The sequence below is a fragment of the Acidobacteriota bacterium genome, assembly GCA_016715115.1.
GTDB lineage: Bacteria > Acidobacteriota > Blastocatellia > Pyrinomonadales > Pyrinomonadaceae > JAFDVJ01.
This window is the reverse complement of sequence record JADKBM010000001.1, coordinates 38,358-57,133: the sequence shown is the minus strand read 5'-3', so window position 1 is coordinate 57,133 and position 18,776 is coordinate 38,358. Positions and strand designations below refer to the sequence as shown.

Below are 18,776 nucleotides of genomic sequence, written 5' to 3'. Positions count from 1 at the left end.
TACCGTCTACCGTCTAACGTCTACCGTCTACCGCCTACCGTCTACCGTCTACCGCCTACCGTCTACCGTCTACTCGTCTACCGTCTACCGTCTACCGTCTACGGTTTTCCGCCTACCGTCTACCGTCTACTGCTCACTGCTCTCCGCTCGCTGCTCACTGCTGCAATACACGCAAAACCAAACACTTCAGATAGTAGGTCTCGGGAACGCCGAGCAGGATCGGGTGGTCGGAAGATTGTGTCCGTTTCTCGAGGAGATGGATCCGGCGTTTAGCGTCGCGCGCGGCGGACTCGAGCGTTTCGAGAAAGATCGCCTCGGAAAAGTGAAAGGAGCAGCTGCACGTGACCAGAATTCCGTCGTCATTCAAGAGCTTGAGCGCCCGGAGATTGATTTCCTTGTAGCCGCGCACGGCAGATCTCAAAGCCGCTTTGGTTTTGACGAACGCCGGCGGGTCGAGCACGATCGTGTCGAACTTCTCGCCCGATTTTTCAAGTTCGCGAAGTGCATCAAAGACGTTCGCCGCCTCGAACCTGATGTTCGATAGCCCGTTCGCCGCGGCATTCGCCTTCGCCAGTTGGATCGCATCCTCCGAAATGTCGATCGCCAGGACATCGTCACAGACCCGCGCGAAATTCATCGCGAATCCGCCGTTGAAAGTGAAACAATCGAGCGCCCGGCCCTTGGCGAAACGGCGTACGGCAAGATGATTTTCGCGCTGATCGAGGAACGAGCCGGTCTTCTGTCCGTCGAGCGGCGCGATTCGAAAGGCGATCCCGTCCTGTTCGATGAAGAGTTCGCCCGGGACCTCACCAAAAAGAACGCCGCTCACGAGCGGAAGGTTCTCCCGCATTCGGACCTTGGCGTCATTTCTTTCAACGACGGCAATGGGAGCGAACTCCTCGACGATGATGCGCGTGAACACGTCCTTCAGTTTTTCAGTGCCTTGGGTGAGTGTCTGGATGACGAAGACCCCATTGTAGTTATCGATAATCAGCGACGGGACGAGATCGGCTTCGGAGTTGACGACCCGAAACGCGTTCGTCGCCAACAGGTTTCGTCGGGCGTGTGCGGCCCGAATGCGTCCGCGCCAGAAATCGTCGCCAATCGTTTCGTCGGACGTTGTGAAGATTCTTAACGTGATCTCCGAGGAGTCACTGTAGAATGCTTGGCCGACAAAGTTCCCGGATTCATCGAAGACCGTCACCTGATCGCCGCCATCGGCAGTTACCTTTTTGACGTCGCTTCTGTAAATCCAAAGATGTCCCCCGCGAACTCGCCGCGCACCGTTTTTCGTGACAACCGCTCTTTTCATAGAGATGAATCTAACCGACCAGGAGCTGTTTCGCAAAACCGCACAAGCCGCCGGCAATGACGATGAATAGGACATTGAGCTTGAAGATCCTGAGTGCCACGAATGCCGCAGCGGCGAGGGCCACCGCAAAGGCATCGATCGTTCCGGAGTGAAAGAAGACCGCGACGCCGAAAACGAGCGCTAGGTTGACGATGACGCCAACGATGGCTGCGGAGACACCGGAAAGGGCCGATGTGATCAGTCGGTTGGTCCGCAATCGCTCAACGTGCGGCGCACCCGCGAAGATAAAGAAAAAGGACGGGAGAAATGTGGCGTAGGTCGCCACCAGCGCGCAGATGATCGCAAAAACGATCCGGTTCTCTTCATCCGCCGCGTTCCAACCGGACATAAACCCGATGAACTGAAGGACCATAATCAACGGCCCGGGCGTTGTTTCGGCCAGAGCCAGACCGTCCACGGCCTGGGTCGAAGTTATCCAACCGGCCGCGACCACGGCTTGATTGACATATGCGAGCACGGCGTAAGCGCCGCCGAAGGTGACGAACGCGGCTTTCGAGAAGAACAGATAGCTTTCGGTCGCGCGGTTCTCGAATCCGAAAACGGCAATGAAAATTGAAAACGGGAGAAACCAAAGGAATGCAAACAAGACGAACAACTTCATTAGCGATGTTCGGCGGGGTTGAGCCGTCGGCGTTTCGGACACCATCGGATTCGATGTCCGCAGAACGAAAATCCCGAACGCCGCGGCACCGATCACGATCAGCGGAAAAGGGATTCCGAAGACGAAGATCGCGGCAAACGCAGTGATCGCAACCAGAATGTGACGCGCCGAACTGAGCGAACGCCCGGCGATCTTGAATACGGCTTCGACCACGATCGCGACTACTACCGCCTTGAAGCCGTTCAGTACGGCGCCGACTTCGGCGATGTGTCCGAACGCGGCGTAAACGAATGATAATCCGAGTAAAAGGATGATCGACGGAATCACGAACAATGCCCCGGCCGCAAGTCCGCCGCGGTAACCATGCAGCTTCCAACCGATGTAGGTCGCAAGTTGCTGTGCTTCCGGACCGGGCAGCAGCATACAGAAATTCAAAGCGTGAAGAAACTCGTCGTGGGCGATCCATTTTCTGGTTTCGACCAGTTCCTTCTGCATTATCGCGATCTGCCCGGCCGGTCCGCCGAAAGAGATCAGGCCGAGCCGGAGCCAAAACCTCAGTGCATCGCTGAACTTGACTGTGTCTTTCACGTTGGTTCAGTTATCGGGTCGGCGGATTGATTTGTCAAGAAAGTTTTCGCGGATGTAACACACCGAAGCGTTTCGCGGTTTTAGTGTTTCCCGCTTCATAATGTAAAATACTTGCTTTGTGAATTAGAATCACGTTTCTTTATGTACAAGCAAATTGGAGTCTTAACCGGTGGCGGCGATGCGCCCGGGCTAAACGCCGTCATTCGAGCCGTTGTGCGTACCGCGCACGGCGAGTTTGGGATCAAATGTATTGGGATCGAGGACAGCTTCGAAGGGATTCTCGGCGAACCGCAGGTGATCCGGCTCGGAATGAAGGCGGTCAGCGGTATCTTGCCCCGGGGCGGAACGATCCTCGGGACCCGAAACAAGGGGAGCTTTATGAAAGTCATCGACGGAAAGGTCGTTATTCCCGAGATGCCGATCAACGAAGCAATAGCCAATCTTCACAAACTTGAGATCGAGGCGCTGATCGTGATCGGCGGCGAAGGCACACTCGCCATCGCCGAACAGTTTCACGAACACGGGTTTCCGGTGATCGGCGTTCCGAAAACCATCGACAACGATCTTTCGGCAACCGAACTCACTTTCGGATTTATGACCGCGATCGACATCGCAACGGAAGCGCTTGATCGATTGCACACAACCGCTGCGTCGCACGATCGCGTAATGATTCTCGAAGTGATGGGGCGGAACACGGGTTGGATCGCGCTTCACGCCGGACTTGCCGGAAGTGCGGACGTGATTCTGATCCCGGAGATTCCTTTTGCGTTCGAGTCGATCGTCGCCAAGATCAAAGCCCGGGAAAAGAGCGGTTCGCGTTTTACGGTTGTGGTCGTCGCCGAAGGCGCGGTCGAGGTTGGAACGCCGCCGATCTATCTCGACAAAGAAGCGTTGCGTTTAGGCGGAGTAGGCAGTCATCTTCGGCGTCGGATCGAGGCTGAAACCGGCAAGGAATCGCGCTGTGTCGTTCTTGGACATTTGCAGCGCGGCGGAAGTCCGAACGCTTTCGATCGGATGCTCGGAACGAACTTCGGTGCATGCGCGGTTCGCGCTCTGCTGAACGGGCAGACCGGCAAGATGGTCGCGCTCCAGGCCGGAACGGTATCGACGGTCCCGCTCGCCGAAGCGATCGCGAACATCAAGCGGGTCAGTATCGACGGCCAACTTGTGAGAACGGCGCGGGATATCGGAATATCGTTCGCGGCGCCGAATGAGTCGAAGCTTTAGAACGGTGAGTGGAGAGCGGAGAGCAGTGAGCGGTGAGCGGTGAGCAGGAAGCAGTGAGCGGTGAGCAGTGAGCGGTGAGCAGTGAGCGGTGAGCAGGAAGCAGTTGTCAGTGAGCGGTGAGCGGTGAGCGGTGAGCGGTGAGCGGTGAGCGGTGAGCGGTGAGCAGGAAGCAGTGAGCGGTGAGCAGTGAGCGGTGAGCAGTGAGCGGTGAGCGGTGAGCAGGAAGCAGTTGTCAGTGAGCGGTGAGCGGTGAGCGGTGAGCGGTGAGCGGTGAGCAGGAAGTAGGAAGCAGTGAGCAATTTTCAGACGGCAGCAAAGAAAGGAGATTGACAGATCGCAAGCGTTGACCGCTTACGGCTCACTGCTTACCGCTCACTGCTTACCGCTCACCGCTCCCGGCTCACCGCCAGAGTATTTTATGGAATTAGTCAGACAAAAATTACAGGCCGAACTCAATGAACTCGAAGACGAGCTTCATTTCAAGCTGCCGAAGGAGATCCAGAAGGCTCGGGAGTTCGGAGATTTGCGCGAAAATGCGGAATACAAAGCGGCGCTTGAGCGGCAGTCGGTTGTTTCGAGCCGTATCGTTCAACTGCGTCAGCGTTTGAGCGAGGTCGAGTCGATCGATCTAACGAAGATACCGACGGACCGCGTCGCGTACGGCTCGAAGGTTGTTCTTTACGATCTTGACCGAGACGAAAAAGTGACTTACAAGCTCGTGACGTCAGAGGAAAGCGATCCCGAAAACGGTTTGATCTCAACGGTTTCGCCGATCGGACAAGGTTTGATGGGCAAGCGGGAAGGCGACGAAGTTAAGGTCAAAACGCCAAACGGGTTTCGAAATTTCGAGATCGTCCGCCTGACGACGATCCACGACGGCTGAATTGATTTTGGATTTTCGATTTTAGATTTTGGATTGTTTCCGACCTGGAAACACCGAAGCGTTCCGGCTTTATGATCCCGAACGCGAAATCTAAAATCCGAAATCCAAAATCCAAAATCGAATTATGTTCGGAGCAAGCATTGGAAGAGGGGCGATGAAAATCATCAACTGGATGGTCCGATCCCTTGCGTCCGCCGGCGTCCATCCGAACATCCTGACCGCGATCGGCGTTCTGATCAATGCCGGATGCGGAGTGCTGTTCGGCATTGGCGAGTTTTTCTGGGCCGGAATCGTGCTGCTCGTCGCCAATCTCTTCGATATGCTCGACGGAAACGTCGCCCGACTGACCGGAAATGTGACCCGGTTCGGCGGCTTTCTGGATTCATCGCTCGATCGCGTTTCGGATATGGTTTGCTTCCTCGGCATTATGGTCTTCTATGCCGGGAACACGCCCCAGCATTCGATCTTGAACGTTTTTCTTGCCGGCGTCGGCTGGATCGGTTCGGTGATGGTCAGCTATACCACCGCTCGTGCGGAAGCTTTTGGCGTGAAGGCCAACGTCGGATTTCTGGCGCGGCCGGAGCGAATCGTTCTTTTCATCATCGGCGCGCTCTCGACCTGGGATTGGAACTCCGAGTTTTTCCTTTTCAACCGCATGCCGCAGGTCTTGTGGGTGCTTGCGATCGGATCGCTTTGGACTTTCGTTCACCGGATGTACTTTGTTTGGAACGAATTTCGGAAACTCGACGAAAAAGGGTAGGGAATTATGGAGTGGTTTTTGGAGATCTGGGCGTCCCTCACGCTGAACAAGGTTCTATTGGGTGTCGGACTTTTCCTTCTCTCGCTCGGACTCAGTTTCGGGGCGATCGCCATCGTGATGATCAAGATCCCGGAGAACTATTTCAGCACTCACTATCAAAGGGATTTTCTGCCGAACAGCAGCTGGCTCGTGCGCTGGGGCGCGGTGATCGTGAAAAACATCCTCGGCGTCTTTCTAATTCTTTTGGGGATCGTGCTGTCGCTTCCGGGAGTTCCCGGGCAAGGTGTTCTGACGATCCTGCTCGGCTTGATAATGCTCGATATTCCGGGGAAACGTCCGCTCGAGGCGCGAATCATCAGCCGCCCGGCGATTCTCTCCGCGGTAAACGCTCTGCGCGCGAAGTATGACAAGCCGCCGCTGATAATGGATTGAAATGGGAATACTGGGGATTTTCAAAAGACGTGCCAAGAATTTGACAGCGGACGAGCGTCGCAGCGCGTTGCTCAAGAACGGCAGGATGACCGACGGGACCATCATCGATTCGGAGATAAACGGTGACGGTGACGAAGTTATCTACTTTATCTACACGATCAACGGTGTCGACTTTGAGTCCTCTGATCGGCTGACCGAGATACAGCGATTGGATCGTGTAAGCTATGCGCCGGGCGCGAAGGTAAGCATCAGGTTCGACACCAGGAATCACGGGAATGCGATCGTCGTTTAGGAGTGAAACGCAGATTAGAATAAAGGTCGGGAATTCATTATGTTTAAGAAGATTTTGATTGCAAATCGCGGAGAGATCGCCTGCCGGGTTATCAGGGCGTGTCGTGAAATGAAGATCGGGACCGTCGCCGTTTACTCGGACGCCGACCGCAACGCGCTCCACGTTCGAATGGCCGATGAGGCGTACCACATAGGTCCGCCGCCGTCGTCGGAGAGCTATCTTCGCGGAGACAAGATTCTCGAAGTCGCCAAGAAGTCGGGTGCCGAAGCGATTCATCCGGGCTACGGATTCTTGTCCGAGAACGCCGGATTTGTACGGACGGTGACCGACTCAGGTTTGGTTTTCATCGGGCCTTCGCCGGAAGCGATGGAAGCGATGGGCGGAAAGATGTCGGCACGTAAGATCGCGACCGACGCCGGCGTTCCGATCGTTCCCGGCACAACCGAACCGCTGAACTCGGCAGACGAAGCGCTCGCGGTCTCGCGGGAGATCGGATTTCCGGTGATGCTCAAAGCCTCGGCGGGCGGCGGAGGCAAGGGAATGCGACTCGTTCATCGCGAAGAGGACCTCAAGAACGCGCTCGCCGCGGCCCAAAGCGAAGCAATGGCCAGTTTCGGCGATGATTCGGTATACGTCGAAAAGGGAGTCGTTCGCCCGCGTCACATTGAGATTCAGGTTTTCAGCGACAAGCACGGGAATCACGTTTACCTCGGCGAGCGCGAGTGTTCGATCCAGCGCCGCCACCAAAAGGTAATCGAAGAGTGCCCGTCGCCGATCAACTCCGCCGAGCTTCGCAAACAAATGGGCGAGTGCGCCGTGATGGTCTCGAAGGCGGTGAACTACGTCGGCGCCGGAACGGTCGAGTTTCTGGTTTCCGATCTCGACCGGTCATTCTATTTCCTCGAGATGAACACTCGTCTCCAGGTCGAGCATCCGGTCACCGAACTGGTCACGGGCATCGACCTCGTACGGGAACAGATAACCGTCGCTTGGGGCGAGAAGCTGTCGTTTTCACAGGAAGATATCGTGATGAACGGACACGCGATCGAATGCCGCGTCTACGCCGAAGACCCGGATAACAACTTTTTGCCCTCGCCTGGAACGATCACGCGTCTCAAACTTCCGCACGGCGGCGGCGTTCGCGACGACGGCGGGATCTACGAAGGTCAGGAGATATCGATCTATTACGATCCGATGATTTCGAAATTCGCGACCCACGGGCGCAACCGCGAGGAAGCGATCGATCGAATGCGGCGCGCGCTCGCCGAATACGAGGTCGGGGGTATCAAGACGACGCTTCCGTTTTTCCGGGATGTCGTCGAGGACGAGGAGTTTATTTCAGGAACGCTTGACACGGGTTTTATCCCGCGTTTCAAGGAACGACATTCGAAGCGCGAGATTGAAACGACCGAACGCGATATGGCGCTGATTGCCGCGGCTTTGGCGCAAACGAAAAAGCCGGCTGCCGCCGTCGAAGCGGATCACGGAGGCAACGGGATCTCGAAATGGGCCTTGGCCGGTCGGATCTCAAATCTATCGGCGAGAATGTGAACCGTCAACGAAGCTTCGATCGAAAGAAAAGGGCGGCCGATTCGGCCGCCCTTTTGGCGTTTTGGTTCGTGTCCGTCATCACGGCTTGATTAGAAGCTCGTCAATTTTGGACGACGACCTCGGAGACCAGATCGACTGAGCCGGTTCCGCTACGATCTGGAGTCCGGTGACATCCTCATCGAGGCTAAAGCCGATTCCGCTCGGGAACTGATAACGTTTGTGCCAAACGCTCAGGTAGTAGAAGTTTCCAACTTCCAGATCCGGGAACGTAAAGTAACCGAACTGGTTGGTCATCGTACTTCTGGACTCAAGAGTGTTAGCGTTGTAAATCGTTACCGTTGCACGGCTGATGCCGTTCCCGCCCGGTGACAGCACGGAGCCTGTCACGCTTGCGTTCGCGGCCGTCGGAGCTGCAATGATCGGAACAGTTGTCGGATCGATACCGGCTCCCTGGGTCTGCGATACACTGCCGGCCGGGGGAGGAATGATCGTCCCTTGGGTTCCGATAGTCGTGCTGTCGATGTTATCCGAATTGATGATCGCCGCATTGAGTTCCGTTCCCGAAGCGTTCGTTTGATTGCTCAACGTAGCGGGTGCCACGAGATTCGGGTTGATCGTAACCGGAATTTGCACGGTGATCCGTCCGTTGGGGGCGAGATACGCTCCGGCGCCAAGCAAGTTCTGATTCGGAGCGACTCCATTGTATGAGCCGTTGGCCGTCGCGGACGTCACGCCGCCCGCAAACGACACCGAAAGCGGGCCGGCAAATGTAACACCCGCCGGCAGGACGTCCGCAATCTGGAAGTTGCTGACGCCAACCGAGCCGATGTTAACATAATTGACCGTCCACGTGATCTGGTCGCCCGGGTTGATCTGGTTGTTGCCGTTGACGTCGTTCGTCATCCGCACCGATTTGTATCCGTAGACGAGAGGGAATCCAAGCTGGATTCCGCAGGCCTGCGGGCGGGTCGGCGGCTGAAAAACAGCATTCAGGATCATCCTCTGTCCATTGATACTGGCAAGCGTCGAGCCGCCGGCACCGTAATTATGGCCGCCCAATTCAAAGACCATACCGCCGGCGCCGCCGTTATAGAGCTTCGAGACGGTTGCCGCGTAATGCCCCGTGTTGCCGCCGCCGCTGTTTTGAAGGCTGATAAAGGTGCCGTTCTGGAGTGCTCCGGAGCTCAGTTGCCAGTCTTCCATATAGCCGCTCGGTGCCGGATCGACCGCGCCGATGAATTGCGAGAACGGCATATCCGCGTTTGGATAGGTGAACGTCGTGTTGATGTCGTCACGATCCCAGCCGAGCGTGGTTTGAAATCGTCCGGCGGACGCATTTTCATACGTTTCCACGGCATGACATTGCAGAAGCAAGTTTCCGCCGCTCTGCACGAACGTCTTGTAGTTGTTGATAAAGTTCGTCGCCTCAACGTGCGGCTGCGTCACGACCGTCACGCAGGTGTTGGCGTTGACCGTCGAATCATCGACGTCGACGTAATTGGGAATCATCGCAAAGTCATAAAGGTTCTTATGGATAGTGGCATTGCCCGAGTTTGCGATGCCAACGGCGATGAGTGGCTTGTGCGTTAACGTATAACGAATATCGACCGTAGCCGCCGCCGTCGTTTCAAAGACCGCGACATTGTTGCCGAACGCATTTATGATCGGCAGTGCCTGGGCCGAATATGCGATCGGGACGATGAATGGACCAGCCGAAAAAGTCTTCGACGCCGAAGCAACCGCGCTCGGTTGAATGCGTTTTGCAGCGACCGTAAAATCCGTCGCGTCTTTCGACTTGCCGGATTTGATTGCCCATAAAAGCGGAATGCCGTTTTGCAGCAATCTGTTGGCTAATCCATAAGCCTTCAGGTTGAAAGGTGAAACAACCGCCTGGTTGGTGTTGTCCATCGGGATCACATACGAACCCGCGGGGATTGACTGCAGATTGGCCACGGTCGGCGGCAGATCTTGCGCGAACGTCACCGTCGCTAATATCGCGGTCGTGCAAAATGCCAATAAAAGCTCTCCAAAAAACCTTGGAAAATTAATCGACAAGGGGGATTTCATAATCTTAACTCCTCAAATATAAGCACCGGCATGCCCGAATGCCGGGTTCAATAATGCCATTAGTCGTTTCCGCGCAATCAGGTGCGGAACGGGCACTAACAAAACGAAAATTGTTTACTTGCGTATATGTTTAACATAGTAACTTCTCAATGTAAACAACTTATTTTCTTCGTCCGCAAAAAATTTCGCTCCAACGGTGACATCCTGCAGTCTTTTCGGCCGGGTGAATTCACGCAGACCGTTCGACCATTCGGGGGATTTTCCCCACGAAATCTATGCGCCAAGGCGCTGAATACTTATTCGATATCGGAGAAAAGTCCCAATGAGTCACGAATACCAAAAAAAGGGCCTGTCCGCATTCAGCGAACAGGCCCTGGCAAGAAAAGAGTTATGTCTTGTTTACGGGGTCCCGGAACAAAGCGTGTAAGATCCGCCGGTCGATGCGGATTGAACCTTCCAACGATATGTGCCGGCGGTCCCATTGTAATTCAGATTTCCGTTCGACGTCCTCACGCTGGCGACCGACCTCCAGGTCGAACGATCCTTCTTTTCCAACTTCAAAGTCGGCGCGGATTTGCTTGTTGATCTGAGGAGCGCGGAGAAGGTCCCCGCATTGGCGGAGAACCCAAGTGCGTTCGCCTGGTAGACCGATTGATTTGCCAAAAGCGTACCGGTGAATACACGACCGCTATCGCAAACGGACGGCGGAGGGGTCAGCCGGGCGTATAGCAGAAGGTTCGCAGTCGTTGAATCGATGTTAGTCACGACGTTGGCGGTCGCCTTCGATTTGATCTCCGTCGCCACCTGGCTTGCGGACGCGGTCGGATTCGAACCGAGGTAAAGAGCCGCGACGCCGGAGACGTGGGGCGTTGCCATTGACGTTCCGCTGATTGTGTTGACGCCTGAATCGCCGAAGATCCAAGCCGATGTGACGTTGACGCCCGGAGCAAAGAGATCGAGGCAGGCGCCGAAGTTCGAGAAGTCGGCGCGCTTGTCCAGGTTGTCGGTCGCGCCGACCGTCAGGGCGCCCGGCGTCCGGGCCGGCGACATCTCGCAGGCATCATAGGAAGCGTTTCCGGCCGCCACGACATACGTGATTCCGGAAGATATCGAGTTTTCAACCGCCCAGTCGAGGAGCGGGGAAGCGCCGCCGCCGATGCTCATATTCGCGACTGCCGGCATCGAGTGGTTTGCGGTTACCCAGTCGATGCCCGCAAGCACATCGGAGACCAGTCCGCTGCCGTTGCAACCAAGGACTCGAACGCCGTGCAAACTGACGTTCTTTGCGACGCCATACGTCGCGCCGCCGATGGTACCCGCGACGTGTGTGCCGTGACCGTTGCAATCATTTCCGTTTTGACCGTCGAGCAGGGCGTCAAAGCTCGAAACGGCGCGACCCGCAAACTCGGAATGGGTAACGCGGATGCCGGTGTCGATTATATAGACGTGAACTCCGCTGCCTGCGGTGTCGTAGCTGTAGGAGTTGTTCAAGGGGAGTGCCATCTGATCGACGCGGTCGAGTCCCCAGGTCGCGTTAGTTTGAGTGGCGTCAATCGAAACTTCGGAATCCTGTTCGACAAGGAAGACCCGTGGATCGGTGCTGAGGCTGATCGCGCTTTCGATATCCATTTCGACAGCGAAGCCCTTCAACGCTCGCGAATAAATGCGGTCGACCTTTCCGCCGTACGACGATGTCAGGGACTCTGCTTCCACTTCAATATCTGATTCCAAGGCGAAACTGCCGGGTTCACTGACAAGCGCGACGATGAATCGTTGCGGTACGGAACGTGCGGATTTGACGAACTTGGAATCCGTTGCTGAGACGGCGGAAAAAGAGGTCGCGAGAGACAACACGCCGAATGCAATCAACAGCATCGATAACAATAGTTTTTTCATTTTTTACTCCGGGTACATAATTCGGGGGACGAACTGTCAAAGGTAGGATTTCGGCCAAAAAGGCGCCTCTCAAGAATGTACAACAAGTTTGTGCGAAATACAATAGGTTTTTCTAAAACACCTGCCGATCTTGTTAGCGGATTTTGAGTTGACGGGTAATTGTGTAAAATCGGTTGGAAGTAACCGTTGGAGGGGAATACAGGGTGATGGAAGAATTCTTGAAACAATTGATGGGGAAGCGCATCGACGTTTCCTGTGGCTCGGGTGCCGCTTTTCGCGGGGACGTGGTCGACGTCAAGCGCGGCGTTCTGTTTTTGCGTGACGATGACGAGCGCGTCGCCTATGTCGTAATCGACAAGATCGCAATGATCACCGAAGCGAAAGAGAATTCATCGCGGCCCGGCTTCGTCGTTTAGCCGCGAACCGTCTTCGAAGACACGAAAAAGCCCGAAGCTTTTTGAGAGCCTCGGGCTTTTTCGTCAACAAAGTGATTCAGGCGGCAATTAGCCGAACGAACCTGGCTTTTTAGTTGACAGGAACACGACGGAATCCGACGATTCGCTTTTCCCAGTAACCGGCAAAAGGCGAATATGTGATTCCTTTGCTTGAAGATGCGTGATAAAAACCTTTCTCGTCCGCGACGATGCCGACGTGTCCGAGTTTGTTCAGGAACACGAGCGTGCCGAATTTGTAGCGGTCATCGCCCGAAACAGGTTCGAACTGAGCCCAATAACTTCGCGCGCTCGAACGCTCGAAATAGATCCCGGATTCGTTGAAAACGGCCCAGACAAATCCTGAACAGTCGTAACGGTTCGGACCCGTCGTTCCGAGACGATACGGAATCCCGTATTTCGAACGGATCGACTGAAGCATATTCGAAACGATGCTGCCGGTGTAAGGCGCTTTGTTCGAAGGAACTTCCATCAGCGGACGCGTCGAACCGGTCTTTTTCACCAGCGGCTGACTATTCTGGCCACCGACCACGACGACTTCGTTAGACAGCGTCGGACGGCTCGAATTCGGTGTTGTGACGACCGTACGATTGACCGATGGATTCGAAGTCGGGCGGCTGTCAACCGTCTTGACGACCCGCGGCCGTTGTTCCTGTGCCATCGTCTCCGTCACCGCAGAGAATGCGAGCAACAGAAAGCAGACCACGACGACAGGTTGTTTGAAAAAATTCATCAAAAAAATTACTCCATATTCTTTTTCGTGGGAAAGGTGGCGAATCGTAGTTTTGATTCAGCCCGCGAGCCAAACAATTGAAAAGGCGGTAAGCGGATTTTTGCCCGTTAGAGCTTCTCAGGAAAACAAATTATTAAAGTTATTTTGCTTTGGTGCTTGGTTTGCTAAACGAATTGTCGCTTATTGAAATTAAAAAGGCAAACGGAAAAAGCATCTATGTCGGTAAACGGCCATTGCCGCAACCGATCATTTGTTGCCGAAGCGCCGTTGTGAGGTTGCCGCTAAAGTTCCTTCGGTCCGAAAATCGGCGGATCTCCCGCCGATACCGAAGACCCCCGTCCGCCCCCGCTTCTCCGCCTTCGCTGTCCTATTAAGTTGTCCGTATGCCATTAGACAGACTCAATCGGCATTGCGTTCCACAAAAAAACAAAGATCCGAACGCATTCGGATCTTTGCTTTGTAAACTTCATTTATCAGCTCGAAACTAAGCCGAAAAAGATGTGCCGCAGCCGCAGCCGCCGGTCGCATTCGGATTCTCGAAGGTGAAACCAGAACCCATCATATTCGACTGGTAGTCGACCGTGATGCCGTTCAGGTATTGCGCCGAGAACATATCGACGAACATCTTCACGCCGCCTTTGTCGAGCACGAAATCCCCCTGGCGCGATTCTTCTTCGATATTCAAGCTGTATTGAAATCCCGAACATCCGCCCGGAACGACGCGCACGCGAAGTCCGGCCGTTTCCGGCAGGTCGTCTTCGCTCGCAAGGAATTTCTTGATCTCTTCGATCGCCGACGCCGTGACGTTCATTTCAACCGTAGGTGCTGCAACTGCTGACATAATATCTAATGATTTCTCCTCTTTATGAATTCGCAAGATTCAAACGAATCTTTACTTTAATGTCAATTTTACGTATCTCAATTAAATTTTACAAGTCTCAAGATTCAAACCTGAGATAAATGTCCTCAAACAAAGGAGAACAAGCTGTTTGCGATCCCGCCGGTCGCGCAAGAAAGTGCATCCGCGATCGCTTCAACGATCTTCAAAAATAACGACTTTTCTTGGCGACCGAATTACTTCGCTTTCGAAAGGATCACCAATTCCGGCTTCATCGCTTCGATCGAAACCTGGCGCGCGACTTCCTCCGCCGTCTTGCGGAAGGCCTTGGCCTGCGGCGAATCCGGGTTGCTGACGACCACCGGCGTGCCTTTGTCGCCGGCTTCGCGAACCTCGATCCCGAGCGGGACCTCGCCGAGGAACGGAACGCCCATTTCATCCGCGAATGAACTGCCGCCGCCGCGCCCGAAGATGTCGTAGCGCTTCTCGGGCATATCCGGCGGCACGAAATACGACATATTCTCGATAACTCCGATGACCGGAACGGCGACCGTTTCGAACATCTTTAGCGCACGCCGGACGTCCGCCAGCGAAACGATCTGCGGCGTCGTCACCAAAACCGCGCCCTGCACCGGTACAAGCTGCGCGAGCGACAATTGCACATCGCCCGTTCCGGGAGGCATATCGACGATCAGATAATCAAGTTCTCCCCAATTCACATCCGTCAGAAACTGGCGCACGATTCCGTGAAGCATCGGCCCGCGGAGGATCATCGGTTTGTCGGGCGGCGCGAGGACCGCCATCGAGATCATTTTCACCCCGTGCGCTCGGATCGGCAGGATCTTTCCGTTCTCGACGACCGGCTGTTTCTGCTCGACGCCGAGCATCAGAGGCACGTTCGGACCATAAACGTCGGCGTCCATCAGTCCGACTTTGGCGCCGTCGAGAGCCAGCGAAACCGCGAGGTTGACGGCGACCGTCGATTTGCCGACGCCGCCCTTGCCGGATGACACGGCGATGATGTTCTTGACGTTCGGCAACGCCTGGTTTCCGGCGATTCCGCGACCTTGCGGAACGACGGCATCCATCGTCACTTTGACCTCGGTCACGCCTTCTATCGCGCCGACCAGCGATCTGGCCTCGGCCTCGAAAGCCTCCTTGACCGGGCAGGCCGGCGTCGTCAAGACGAGCCGAAACGAAACCTCGCCGCCATTGATGACAAGATCTTTAACGAATCCGAGACTCACAATATCCTTTCGAAGGTCCGGATCCGTGATGTTGCTGAGAGCGTCCAATACTGACTTTTCGGAAATATTACTCATAACTTGTTTGCTGATTTATTGAAAATTGATTTTACTAAAATTGACGCACGATGAACAAAGACCGGAAACTGAAACTATTTCAGGAACTCGCCGAAGAGGCGAAATGCTGCCGTATATGCGAAAAAATGCAGGACAAAACCGCAGTGCTCAGCGAACTTAACGGGTCGATCTTCCCAAAGGTCCTGTTTTTGGCCGAAGCGCCGGGACGCCAGGGTGCCGACCGGACGAGGCGACCATTCTGGGGTGACAGATCGGGCGACAATTTTCAGGTGCTGCTCGATTCGATCGGTCTCGCGCGTGAGGATATCTTTATCACCAACAGCGTGATGTGCAGCCCGCGTTCCGAAACGGGAGCGAACCGGAAACCTTCGCGCCGCGAGATCAGTAACTGTTCGGCGTTTTTGAAACGCCAGATCGAACTGATCGCGCCGAAGGTCATCGCAACGCTCGGAACGGTCGCGCTCGACGCGCTGAAGATCGTTGAGCCGCATCAACTTGCGCTTAAGACCGATGCCGCGAAGCCGGTCGACTGGAACGGCCGGAAACTCGTTCCGCTCTACCATCCGAGTCCGCAGGTCGTCATCACCGTCAGGAGCATCGCGCAGCAACTGGAAGATTTCTCCGCTTTGAAATCGGCGATCGAACTTGCAGAATACGTTTAGATGGAAATTGACGAATACAACAAGATCAGCAACGGAGCCGCGGCGTTTTATCCACAGGAGCGCGGACTGATCGCGGTTTGGGGCAGGGAATCGACGCAGTTTCTGAACGGACTCATCACCAATGATGTCGCCAGCCTTGAAGACGGCGGCGAGATGCTCGCGGCGTTTCCCAACGCTCAGGGAAGACTGCTCGCGATCGTCCGCGTCCGCCGCGACGGCGATCGGTTTTTATTTGAAACCGAAGCCGCGACGCGCGACAAGGTGTTTCAGAATCTTTACCGATTCACGTTCGCCGGCGACTTTTTCGTCGAGGACCTGTCTGAATCCCTCGATTTTTTTTCAACTTTCAATTTCCAATTTTCAAACGCTCATTCGTTTTCGTCGTTGGCCGGAAGGGATTTCTTCGCCGCGAAGTCGGCCGCAAGCGAGTTTGAAGCCGCGATCGCGTCGCAACAGGCGGTTCGAATCTCCGGCGAACTCTGGGAAACGCTTCGCATCGAATGCGGAATCCCGCTTTACGGAATCGATTGCGACGAGACGACGATCGTCCCGGAACTGGGGCTTGAGGGTCTGATCAGCTACAACAAAGGCTGCTACATCGGCCAGGAGATCATCGCGCGGATCCACTTTCGCGGTCATGTCGCAAAGCGCCTGACCGGATTGATTTGCGATGGCGGGATCATAGCGGGATCAGAGGTCAGGACCGGCGACGGCAAGAACGCGGGCCGCGTAACTTCAGTGACATTTTCTCCGAAGATCGGGAAAACGATCGCTCTCGCGTATGTCCGATACGACTTTCTCGCAGACGGAACGGAACTGTTTGCCGACGAGAATCGAATGATCGTGAAAACTCTTCCTTTCATCCAAGAATTGAATTAGAATTTGGGATTATGCAAGCAGTAGAAGAGATTTCAGCGAAACTCAAGTCGATGGAACTCACGGAGCCTTCGTTGAAATTACCGCAACCTCTGTTTTTCGTGGTCAGTTTTCCGGGCCATTCTTTCACCGATGAAGAACTTGAAGGGATCGATCGCGAAAACGACGATTTTCGAATCGAACTAAACTCAAATGGGGACCTCGAATTCATGCCTCCACCATTTCCTGAAACCAGTCGCAAGAACATAGAACTTGACTATCAACTCATGGCTTGGTCGAAAAAAGACAAAACCGGGCTGTGTTTTGAATCGTCAGCGAAGTTCACCCTTCCCAATGGCGCAAAACGAATGCCTGATGTCTCGTGGATTCTTAAAGATCGCTATTACGCCCTATCGAAGACTGAACGTTCGAAAAGATTCGCGCGGATCGTACCGGATTTCGTTATCGAACTTCGTTCGGTTTCAGATCGGTTGCCGATTCTCGAGCGGAAGATGGCCGAGTATATCGCCAACGGCGTACGGCTCGGTTGGCTGATCGACCCCGAAACCGAGCGTGTCCAGGTTTACCGGGCCGATGGTTCGGTCGAGACCCTCGAAAAACCGGCGACGATCTCGGGCGAGGATGTTTTGGTCGGCTTTGTGCTTGATCTGGCGGAGATTTGGTAAAATCAACTCGATATGAACGTATCTCAAATCAACACTGAGGCATTCGACATCGATCTGCCGAATGCAAAACTCGCGTACACGATCATTCAGTCGCTGCTCGACAACCACGAAGCGCTGAGCGATCTTCTCGCCGTGATGGCGCACGCGCTCGACGAAGACGTGGCGAAGGCACTGACGAACACGAACGAGTGGGAAAAGTATCTCGAGGCGAAACGCTCGCTTGAAAATACAAAGGTCCAGATCGAGAAATTCACAGAAGAACTGTTGGCGTTGGAAAACCGCGCTTCCGGGTGATTTCGGGGCATTTTCGGAATAGCGGATAGTTGACAGATGGCATTTGACGGTTTCGGTAGCCGACTATCAACTATGAACTATCAGTTCTCAACTATTCCGGTGAGATTCAGGAAAACCGCGCTTCCGGATGATTCCGGGGCATTTCCGGAATAGCTGATAGTTGGCAGTTGATGGTTTCGGAGTCCCGACTATCGACTGTGAACCGTCAATTTCCAACTATTCCGGATTAACAATTCTCAGGCAACAATCTAGAATTACCTAAATGCTTGACCTACTAATCATCGGTGCCGGTCCGGCCGGTATCTCGGCGGCGTTCGAGGCGCAAAAACTCGGGCTCGATTATCTCGTCATCGAAAAAAGCCTGATCGGCAGCACGATCTATCAGTATCCGGTCGGATTGACCGTCTTTTCGACGGTTCCCGAACTCGAGATGGTCGAAGGAACGCTCAAACCGGCGCGCGAAAAGCCGACGCGCGAGGAACTTCTTTCCTACTACACGCGATTCGTTCTCGAGAACGGGCTGAACGTTCAAACCGAGGAAAAGGTCTTGAAGGTCGAGAAACTCGCCGAATCGAATTTTCGGACTTCGACCTCGAAAGGCGTCTACGAGTCGCGCGCGGTCCTCTTTGCGATCGGCGCAATGGAATACACCCGCAAGTTGAATGTCCCGGGCGAAGATCTGCCCAAGGTTCACCATCTGTTCCGCGAAACATATCCTTATGTGCGAAAAAACGCGATGGTCATCGGCGGCGGGAATTCGGCCGGTGAAGCAGCGCTTTTCCTCGCTCAGGAAGGCGCTCACGCGATCCTTGCGATCTTTCGCGATGACTGGGAAAACAACGATCCAAAGCAAGGATGTATCAAATACTGGGTGAAGCAGCCGCTCGAAGAGGAACTGTCGAAGGATTGCCTCAACGTCTATTTCCTCAAACGCGTCCTCGAGATTCGCGAAAATGAGATCGAGCTCGAAAGCGAAGACGGACGCGTCGAGACTTTTCCGAATGATGTCGTCTTTATCCTTATCGGCGCCGACGCCGAACTTGGCCTGCTCACCGATCTCGGCGTCACGACGCACGCCGGAAAATACGGCGATGTGCCGGATTATGACGAGGAGACTTTTGAGACCAACGTTTCCGGCGTTTACGTCGTCGGGCACTTCACCGAAGCGCGCCACATTGCCGGCGCGATCCAGATGCCGCGCAAGATCGTCCCGTTGATCGCGAAAAGCCTCAAGACAGATTGATCGGTTTGGCCGCAGATGAAAG

The 18,776-nt window shown here is 54.7% G+C and carries 19 protein-coding genes; 12 read left to right on the top strand and 7 right to left on the bottom strand.

The features are described from left to right. Positions 1 to 154: 154 nt before the first annotated feature. The gene (locus IPN69_00285) at positions 155 to 1,312 is read right to left on the bottom strand and encodes a class I SAM-dependent rRNA methyltransferase (GenBank protein ID MBK8809160.1); all 1,158 of its coding nucleotides are present in this window, start codon (positions 1,310 to 1,312) and stop codon (positions 155 to 157) included. 10 nt (positions 1,313 to 1,322) lie between these two features. After that, on the bottom strand, positions 1,323 to 2,561 hold the full coding sequence (gene chrA / locus IPN69_00280) for a chromate efflux transporter (GenBank protein ID MBK8809159.1): 1,239 nt from the start codon (positions 2,559 to 2,561) through the stop codon (positions 1,323 to 1,325). A 141-nt stretch (positions 2,562 to 2,702) separates the two neighbouring features. On the opposite strand from chrA, the gene IPN69_00275 reads away from it, so the two are divergent. The 6 genes from IPN69_00275 (at position 2,703) to accC (ending at position 7,706) form a co-directional block, all read left to right on the top strand. Then, positions 2,703 to 3,788, top strand: a complete 1,086-nt coding sequence (locus IPN69_00275; protein MBK8809158.1) for a 6-phosphofructokinase — start codon at positions 2,703 to 2,705, stop codon at positions 3,786 to 3,788. Positions 3,789 to 4,206: 418 nt separating this feature from the next. Then, positions 4,207 to 4,671 carry a transcription elongation factor GreA gene (locus tag IPN69_00270; GenBank protein ID MBK8809157.1) on the top strand — a complete coding sequence of 155 codons (465 nt, stop codon included), beginning with the start codon at positions 4,207 to 4,209 and terminating at the stop codon, positions 4,669 to 4,671. Positions 4,672 to 4,795: 124 nt separating this feature from the next. After that, a complete protein-coding gene (locus tag IPN69_00265; GenBank protein ID MBK8809156.1) occupies positions 4,796 to 5,431 on the top strand; it encodes a CDP-alcohol phosphatidyltransferase family protein in 636 nt (211 codons plus the stop codon). Positions 5,432 to 5,437: 6 nt separating this feature from the next. Continuing rightward, positions 5,438 to 5,863, top strand: a complete 426-nt coding sequence (locus tag IPN69_00260) for a hypothetical protein (protein ID MBK8809155.1) — start codon at positions 5,438 to 5,440, stop codon at positions 5,861 to 5,863. 40 nt (positions 5,864 to 5,903) lie between these two features. Further along, on the top strand, positions 5,904 to 6,155 hold the full coding sequence (locus IPN69_00255; GenBank protein ID MBK8809154.1) for a hypothetical protein: 252 nt from the start codon (positions 5,904 to 5,906) through the stop codon (positions 6,153 to 6,155). 39 nt (positions 6,156 to 6,194) lie between these two features. Beyond that, complete coding sequence (gene accC / locus IPN69_00250) at positions 6,195 to 7,706, top strand: acetyl-CoA carboxylase biotin carboxylase subunit (protein MBK8809153.1); 1,512 nt, start codon at positions 6,195 to 6,197, stop codon at positions 7,704 to 7,706. 78 nt (positions 7,707 to 7,784) lie between these two features. On the opposite strand, the gene IPN69_00245 is transcribed toward accC, so the two are convergent. Continuing rightward, positions 7,785 to 9,722: a carboxypeptidase regulatory-like domain-containing protein gene (locus tag IPN69_00245; protein MBK8809152.1), complete on the bottom strand. Its 1,938-nt coding sequence runs from the start codon at positions 9,720 to 9,722 to the stop codon at positions 7,785 to 7,787. A 450-nt stretch (positions 9,723 to 10,172) separates the two neighbouring features. Beyond that, entirely contained in the window at positions 10,173 to 11,669 is a 1,497-nt protein-coding gene (locus tag IPN69_00240) for a S8 family peptidase (protein MBK8809151.1), read from the bottom strand. Between the two features lie 206 nt (positions 11,670 to 11,875). Here IPN69_00240 and IPN69_00235 point away from each other — a divergent pair, with 206 nt between their 5' ends. Continuing rightward, positions 11,876 to 12,085, top strand: a complete 210-nt coding sequence (locus IPN69_00235) for a hypothetical protein (GenBank protein MBK8809150.1) — start codon at positions 11,876 to 11,878, stop codon at positions 12,083 to 12,085. A 109-nt stretch (positions 12,086 to 12,194) separates the two neighbouring features. On the opposite strand, the gene IPN69_00230 is transcribed toward IPN69_00235, so the two are convergent. The 3 genes from IPN69_00230 to IPN69_00220 all read right to left on the bottom strand — a co-directional run bounded on the left by IPN69_00230 (position 12,195) and on the right by IPN69_00220 (position 15,014). Then, entirely contained in the window at positions 12,195 to 12,854 is a 660-nt protein-coding gene (locus IPN69_00230; protein MBK8809149.1) for a C40 family peptidase, read from the bottom strand. A 484-nt stretch (positions 12,855 to 13,338) separates the two neighbouring features. Beyond that, the gene (locus IPN69_00225; GenBank protein ID MBK8809148.1) at positions 13,339 to 13,665 is read right to left on the bottom strand and encodes an iron-sulfur cluster assembly accessory protein; all 327 of its coding nucleotides are present in this window, start codon (positions 13,663 to 13,665) and stop codon (positions 13,339 to 13,341) included. A gap of 263 nt (positions 13,666 to 13,928) precedes the next feature. Then, positions 13,929 to 15,014 (bottom strand): Mrp/NBP35 family ATP-binding protein, encoded by a 1,086-nt coding sequence (locus IPN69_00220; protein MBK8809147.1) that lies wholly within the window; start codon positions 15,012 to 15,014, stop codon positions 13,929 to 13,931. Between the two features lie 50 nt (positions 15,015 to 15,064). Here IPN69_00220 and IPN69_00215 point away from each other — a divergent pair, with 50 nt between their 5' ends. From IPN69_00215 to IPN69_00195, 5 genes are all read left to right on the top strand, one after another. Continuing rightward, complete coding sequence (locus tag IPN69_00215) at positions 15,065 to 15,676, top strand: uracil-DNA glycosylase (protein MBK8809146.1); 612 nt, start codon at positions 15,065 to 15,067, stop codon at positions 15,674 to 15,676. Further along, on the top strand, positions 15,677 to 16,555 hold the full coding sequence (locus IPN69_00210; protein MBK8809145.1) for a folate-binding protein YgfZ: 879 nt from the start codon (positions 15,677 to 15,679) through the stop codon (positions 16,553 to 16,555). Between the two features lie 50 nt (positions 16,556 to 16,605). Next, complete coding sequence (locus IPN69_00205) at positions 16,606 to 17,217, top strand: Uma2 family endonuclease (protein ID MBK8809144.1); 612 nt, start codon at positions 16,606 to 16,608, stop codon at positions 17,215 to 17,217. 12 nt (positions 17,218 to 17,229) lie between these two features. Then, entirely contained in the window at positions 17,230 to 17,511 is a 282-nt protein-coding gene (locus IPN69_00200; protein MBK8809143.1) for a hypothetical protein, read from the top strand. A 262-nt stretch (positions 17,512 to 17,773) separates the two neighbouring features. After that, complete coding sequence (locus tag IPN69_00195) at positions 17,774 to 18,754, top strand: NAD(P)-binding domain-containing protein (protein ID MBK8809142.1); 981 nt, start codon at positions 17,774 to 17,776, stop codon at positions 18,752 to 18,754. Positions 18,755 to 18,776: the final 22 nt, after the last annotated feature.